Annotated in this window: 6 protein-coding genes and 4 pseudogenes; 9 read left to right on the top strand and 1 reads right to left on the bottom strand. The window is 50.5% G+C overall.

Annotated elements, in window-relative coordinates:
- From JZZ72_RS27430 to JZZ72_RS27385, 9 genes and pseudogenes are all read left to right on the top strand, one after another.
- Positions 1-626: pseudogene (locus JZZ72_RS27430) on the top strand (hypothetical protein); the annotation flags it as partial.
- A gap of 11 nt (positions 627-637) precedes the next feature.
- Positions 638-1366, top strand: a complete 729-nt coding sequence (locus tag JZZ72_RS27425; protein ID WP_210015478.1) for a hypothetical protein — start codon at positions 638-640, stop codon at positions 1364-1366.
- Between the two features lie 58 nt (positions 1367-1424).
- Positions 1425-1667 carry a colicin E5-related ribonuclease gene (locus JZZ72_RS27420; protein WP_078481539.1) on the top strand — a complete coding sequence of 81 codons (243 nt, stop codon included), beginning with the start codon at positions 1425-1427 and terminating at the stop codon, positions 1665-1667.
- Positions 1648-1971, top strand: a complete 324-nt coding sequence (locus JZZ72_RS27415; protein ID WP_177346342.1) for a hypothetical protein — start codon at positions 1648-1650, stop codon at positions 1969-1971. Before JZZ72_RS27420 ends, JZZ72_RS27415 begins: the two co-directional genes overlap by 20 nt.
- A gap of 89 nt (positions 1972-2060) precedes the next feature.
- A pseudogene (locus JZZ72_RS28415) lies at positions 2061-2555 on the top strand (DNA/RNA non-specific endonuclease).
- Positions 2524-2784: pseudogene (locus tag JZZ72_RS27400) on the top strand (transposase); the annotation flags it as partial. The pseudogenes JZZ72_RS28415 and JZZ72_RS27400, both read left to right, overlap by 32 nt.
- 221 nt (positions 2785-3005) lie before the next feature.
- Positions 3006-4355, top strand: coding sequence for an IS110 family RNA-guided transposase (locus tag JZZ72_RS27395; RefSeq protein WP_210015476.1), 1350 nt, complete (start codon positions 3006-3008; stop codon positions 4353-4355).
- Positions 4356-5258 (top strand): annotated as a pseudogene (locus tag JZZ72_RS27390) (IS3 family transposase); the annotation flags it as partial.
- 37 nt (positions 5259-5295) lie between these two features.
- Positions 5296-5625 (top strand): hypothetical protein, encoded by a 330-nt coding sequence (locus JZZ72_RS27385; protein ID WP_078481531.1) that lies wholly within the window; start codon positions 5296-5298, stop codon positions 5623-5625.
- Between the two features lie 148 nt (positions 5626-5773).
- Here the strand turns inward: JZZ72_RS27385 and JZZ72_RS27380 are convergent.
- Positions 5774-6062, bottom strand: a 289-nt coding sequence (locus JZZ72_RS27380) for a hypothetical protein (RefSeq protein WP_210015475.1), incomplete at its 5' end; no start/stop codon positions are given.

Here is a 6062-nt window from a genome sequence, read left to right as displayed (position 1 = left end):
CTGCTGCGCTGCAATTGGTCAGTCAGTTTCTGAACCAGTTTGAGAGCACCAAAGATACGCTGTTTACGCCGACCGAATCGGAGAGTCATCGGCTTGGGGTGGAGGCAGAAGCGGAACTGGCGCTGGCCATTATTTCGCTGGGAAGTGCTGCTAAAGCTGTGGCTTCGAAAACGCCAGGGTGGCTTGAGAAGCTGGCGGGGATGTTGCAAAGCGGGGAAAAAAATGGTGCAAAAGATCTCACAACGAATCTTTCAGAGGTTTGGACTCTTAAACCGACTCAACGAGGGGTAGACATTGAGTCATACCTTGCTAAAACTGAGTATTCACCGCAGAGCGGCTGGTATAACGTAGGGGCCGAAAGAAATGGGTATTTCCCGCTTGTTGATTTTCAGAATGGTAATACGCTCGTTAGTCTGAAATCTGTAGATACGGTAGGAAGTACGTGGTTAGGCCGAATGCAAGATCATATTATCGACTTAGGGACAAATGGCGCGAAAGTCAATGGTGTACCAGCAAATATGGTGCTTGACCTGCGAGTTCAGCCTGGTGGCTCGGCTGCTGCTAAGTCGCTTATCGAATTCGGCCGTGAATATAATGTCAAAGTGGTTGTTAAAGAATTCAAGTGAGACCTGAAAAGATGAAGCGATTCAAGTTTGTTTTTGATGTCGAGTCGATCAGTGGTTTGCAGATGCTGGCTTTGGTTGAAGAGCTTTTAAGTAAGTTTTCCTCCCCTACGATATTTTTTCTGCATGGGGTTAAGATTGATATCAAAACGCTTGAAAAGAAAATATTGAAAAAAAAATCATGGCCTAGTGGTTTGGTGTCTGGTGGGTTTGAGCTCCGATTCGGGTTGCTTCCAGCACTGGGTTATTGCTTTTTGGTACTAGAAGAATCAGAGGGTCATGGTAATACTAAGTTGGAAGAGGAAATAAGGCCTATTCTCAATGTTGAAGGTTTTATTCAGGCATGGGTTTCTGATGTCGAATATGATTTTTGGCAGAACGCTACAGACCCTCTAGAGTATGAATGCGTGGGTCGCCCTCTTTCAGGTCTTCCAATGAAGTCGAATGGCTTGCCTCCCCCCTTGGATCAAATGGAAATTGATACCTCAGGGAATCCTGGCCGTAACGTGCTCAGGCAAGGATATATTGAGGCGATTGGAAGCACTATGTGGCTAGGCAACCTCTTCTGGGAGAGAGCAGGCGTGGATAGATTTGCCAGCATTTCGCTGTTGGAGAGACAGGGATTTAAAGTTTATGAGTGTGGTAAAGTTATTAAAGTTATAACGTCTGATAAGGTTTTTTTTGATGGTTCAACCCTAGAAAAACAACGTGCTCTCAGGCAGATTTTATTTGGATTAAATTGACGGTTTAGATGGTGCAAAAGGAATTTCAATTACGATTGAACCAAAGATTGCCGACCAAATGGGTAAATGGGGTTGGACGGAAAGCTCTATACAGTCTGTAATCGATAAACCAGTCAAAACGGTTGTGACGAAAGATACTCGTTTTGATACTGTGTCAGGGAGCCGCCTTAACGATCCAGCTACTGGGTATATCGCTAAGGATGGTTCTTATGTGGTAAGGAATGATCGCACGGGAGCGATTGTCCAAGTCTCCAATAAAAAGATCCTGAGTGGGTTGCACCATGGGACTGATTACAGTTGAAGTATTCGTTGAGGATTTACCTGTTACACCTACATTGATGTGGAGTGGCATTCCTTTGTTTGATGTTGGCGATGGAATCAGGCTGGTCGACTACTGCAAAAATAATAATATTGCAGTTCTTGGTATTGAGGGTTTTAAAATCAAGGGAAACAAGAGAGTTCCAGACATGGATTGTATTGTCGACTTTTCCGCGTCATTAAATGAAATGAATTTCGCTTTGAAGTCGATAGAAGCGAGTCGAGTAATTATTGAAAGCATGAGTGGTAGTGGTATTTTGATGGAGTTTGTGCTCGTTAAGGTTTAGATGGTGCAAAAGGAACAGGGCAAGCTTTACGGGAGGTCGAGATTAGTTCTGGTGGTAAAGGTGCATGGAATAAAGAGCTGAATAAGCCTGTGCCGAATACCGTATATAAGGTCGATGGGAATAAAACTTTTCAAACAGATGGCTTGGGCCGCGTTGAGAAAGTCGAGTCAAATCTTTCATTGACTAAAAATGATCGGAATACATATCAGCAATGTGTGGCAGGTAAGTGAGGCGTCAGTGGGGACGAGGGTGGGCACTTGATTGCTAGTATATTCAACGGACCTGGGGAGAGATTGAATCTCCTTCCCATGAATGGGAACTTGAATAAAGGTACTTGGAAGTCTACGGAGAATACATGGACGTCCGCACTTAAGGAAGGCAAGCAGGTTAGCGTGAAGATTGAGCCTGTGTATTCTGGCAAAAGTGTTCGGCCAGATAGCTTTAATGTGGAGTATTCAATAGGCGGTGCTCGTCCAAAAGAGATTGTATGTAGTGGTCTAATGAAACCGGACACCCATTTAGGCGAGAATGCTCGCCATAGAGAGGTGTCTGATGACCAAGCAACGTCGTACCTTTACCCCTGAGTTCAAGCGCGAGGCTGCGTGCCTGGTGCTCGACCAAGGCTACAGCCATATCGAAGCCGCCCGTTCGCTCGGATTGGTCGAATCGGCGCTTCGTCGATGGGTGAGCCAGCTTCAGCAAGAACGTAGCGGTGTTACTCCCACCAGCAAGGCTCTGACACCTGAGCAGCAAAAAATCCAGGAACTCGAAGCCCGTATCAATCGGCTAGAACGGGAAAAATCGATCTTAAAAAACCGCCTCCCCGGCACTCCGTGGCCCACTGGACTAGAAACACCGTGCTCTACACTTACCCCACTGGACAGTGGTCGCTGGCTTTTTGGAGGCTAAGTCCCCGTCAAAAAACTTGACCCAGGGGAAGCTGCGGACCCGTTAGTGGTGGCGCGTTTCGTGACCCCGTTTAGGAAGGTGATTTGATCCGAGTCCCCGTCCAGTCAACTTGACTGGAGGTGCTCATGAAAAAGCACGATCTCAAGCAGCGTGGGCTACCGGTTATTCATGATCGCGCAGCCGGCATTGATATTGGCTCACGCTTCCATGTTGTGGCCGTTCCCGCCGATCTGGCCAAAGAATCTGTTCAAACCTACCAGGCGTTCACGGCTGACTTGGAGCGCATGGCCAACTGGCTGGTGAATCTCGGCATCACCACCGTTGCGATGGAGTCGACCGGCGTTTACTGGATTCCCGTCTACGAAATACTGGAAACGCATGGTCTCCGGGTGGTACTGGCCAACGCCCGTGAGGCTCGCGCCATGCCAGGGCGTAAAACCGATGTGAATGATGCACAGTGGATACAACGACTCCATGCTTGCGGTTTGCTGCGCGCTAGCTTTCATCCAACCCAAGAGATTTCGGCCTTACGCAGTTACTTGAGGCTGCGCGAGCGTCATCTCGACTATGCCGCAGCACATATCCAGCACATGCAAAAAGCTCTCACGCACATGAACCTGCAATTGCATCACGTCGTAGCCGATATCACCGGATTGACAGGCATGCGGATAATCCGGGCTATTGTCGCAGGCGAGCGTAATCCTTCTTCACTAGCAGCGATGAGCGACAAGCGTTGCAAGGCTGGTATTGATGTAATTGAAGCGTCATTGGTCGGCAACTACCAGCCCGAGCACGTTTTCGCTTTGACGCAGGCGCTGTCAATGTATGACGCCTATCAGGCGCAAGTCGTTGTTTGTGATCAGCAGATTGCGCAAACATTGATGGAACTCTCTCAGCAAAAGGTAGCTCCCGCCGAGCCGTTGCCAAAACCACGCCACAACACACGGCAACCCAATGCGCTCAACTTCGATGTCCGTACCTTGCTCTATCAATTGGTCGGAGTCGATCTGACGCAGATCCACGGCATCGGCCCCTATCTGGCGCTACGACTGGTCGCCGAGTGCGGCACGGATTTAAGCCGATGGCGCACCTGCCACCACTTTACCTCTTGGTTGACGCTCGCCCCCGGCTGCCGCATCAGTGGTGGCAAGGTACTTTCGGCGCATACCCGGAAAACCAAAAATCGAGTGACCGCCCACTTACGGCTTGCAGCAGTAACCGTCGGCAGAACCAATACGGCATTGGGGGCGTTCTATCGACGTCTCGCGGCTCGAATCGGTAAAGCCAAAGCCGTCACGGCCACTGCGCGAAAGATCGCCATCCTGTTCTACAACGCCATGCGTTTCGGCATGAATTATCAAGACCCGGGAGCCGATCATTACGAGCAAAAATATCGGGAGCGAGTGGTGAAAGGATTGTATCGGCGCGCGGCCGAGTTTGGTTTTACGCTACAACCGGCAGATGGTGTTTCTTAGGAAGGCCACCGCGCTCTTGATGGCCGAGGAACACGAGCGTTCGCGTTAATCGATCAACTGCGGGCTCAAGAGCCTGTTGATCTGTTGTGCTCGGTATTTGATGTCACCCGATCTTGCTACTACGCGTACTGCCGGAAACGTCGGTATCCGGATGCCGAACGAGTAGTCTTGCGTAGCCGCGTGAACGAGTTGTTTACGCAAAGCCGAAGCGCTGCGGGCAGCCGGAGCATCATGCCGATGATGAAAGAGGACGGCATTCAGATCGGGCGATTCAAGGTACGTAGGTTGATGCGCGAGCTGAACTTGATCAGCAAACAGCCGGGCTCCCATGCCTACAAAAAGGCTACCGTGGAGCGGCCTGATATCCCGAACGTGCTTGATCGTGGGTTCAGCGTGGCATCCCCGAACAAAATCTGGTGCGGTGACATTACGTACGTCTGGGCTGAAGGCCAATGGCACTATCTGGCGGCTGTCATCGACCTTTGTGCCCGGCGTGTTGTAGGTTGGGCGTTCTCAGCCAAGCCTGATGCCGACCTGGTGATCAAGGCATTGGATATGGCCTATGAGCGGCGTGGCCGGCCTCAGAATGTGCTGTTTCACAGCGACTAGGGCAGCCAATACGGCAGCCTGAGTTTCCGCCAGAGACTATGGAGATACCGCTTCACGCAGAGCATGAGTCGGCGCGGCAACTGCCACGACAACGCGCCGATGGAGCGGCTATTTCGCAGCCTGAAGACTGAATGGATACCGACGGTGGGCTACATGAGCGCTGTGCTGGCGCAGCAAGATATCAGTCGGTTTTTGATGGAGCGGTACAACTGGCGGCGACCGCATCAATTCAACGAAGGGCTACCGCCTGCGGTCGCAGAGGAAAAACTCAATTCAGTGTCCGGGATCAGTTGACCACTACAGTATTTAAAAACTCACCGGGTGGAAATTGATGCGTAGTGATGATGATATCTACAATGACATTGGGGGTATTTTATTTGAAATTGCTCCCGGCGGAGCCTGTAAAATTATAATGCGGGCACAGTTATCCCAAGAGCTAGATAGCTGTGAGTATGAGTATGACTACATTGATGAACAAGGTAACGTTGCCTGGTTCACGGCAGGCGGGCGAGCCAATACAGATATTTTAGACCTTTTAACAGAGCTTCGCAGTTGGTATCTTGAGAATAAACTTACAGGAGGGCTGCCAGCGTGGAGTGGCTGTGAGGTAACCTTGGACTTAGTTAAAGTTAAAATAAGTATAGACTTTATTTATCCTTGAAAATTAAGCGGCAGGTTTAGATGTAGAAGCTTAGGCTGAATATGGGGTGTTTTTGCACCCTATCTGCACCCTTTTTGCCGCCTTCTTGCACCCTATTTGCATCCTTTCTGCAGTCAAGTTGCATTCCTTTTGCACCCACCCTGACGACCTACGGTCTGAATCGCCCCTGGTTTCGTAGACACCTCCAAGCCTCGTACTGCACCCGGAAGAACGCAAGCTCATCTCCGAGCAAACCAAGGCGCTGGCGCAAGAGCAGAACATCAGCGTGGCCGAAGCCGAGCGGCGCATGGCCGAGGCATTTGCCTACTAAACCGACAAGGACTGGCAGACCACGATCAGCGCTGCGGGCGTGAAGTTCGACGACAGCACCCTCGCCCACCTCGGGCAGGCGCTGGCGCCGCTCGGGGCGAACTATGCGACCACGGACAAAGGGGATG

The organism is Pseudomonas palmensis (assembly GCF_017848315.1).
In the GTDB taxonomy this organism is placed as follows: Bacteria; Pseudomonadota; Gammaproteobacteria; order Pseudomonadales; family Pseudomonadaceae; genus Aquipseudomonas; species Aquipseudomonas palmensis.
This window is presented reverse-complemented; position numbering and strand designations above follow the sequence as displayed.

Bases quoted from the DNA above. Each gene is read 5' to 3' on its own strand.
- JZZ72_RS27395 (WP_210015476.1), top strand. From the start codon at position 3,006: ATGAAAAAGCACGATCTCAAGCAGCGTGGGCTACCGGTTATTCATGAT.
- JZZ72_RS27425 (WP_210015478.1), top strand. From the start codon at position 638: ATGAAGCGATTCAAGTTTGTTTTTGATGTCGAGTCGATCAGTGGTTTG.
- JZZ72_RS27420 (WP_078481539.1), top strand. From the start codon at position 1,425: ATGGGTAAATGGGGTTGGACGGAAAGCTCTATACAGTCTGTAATCGAT.
- JZZ72_RS27415 (WP_177346342.1), top strand. From the start codon at position 1,648: ATGGGACTGATTACAGTTGAAGTATTCGTTGAGGATTTACCTGTTACA.
- JZZ72_RS27385 (WP_078481531.1), top strand. From the start codon at position 5,296: ATGCGTAGTGATGATGATATCTACAATGACATTGGGGGTATTTTATTT.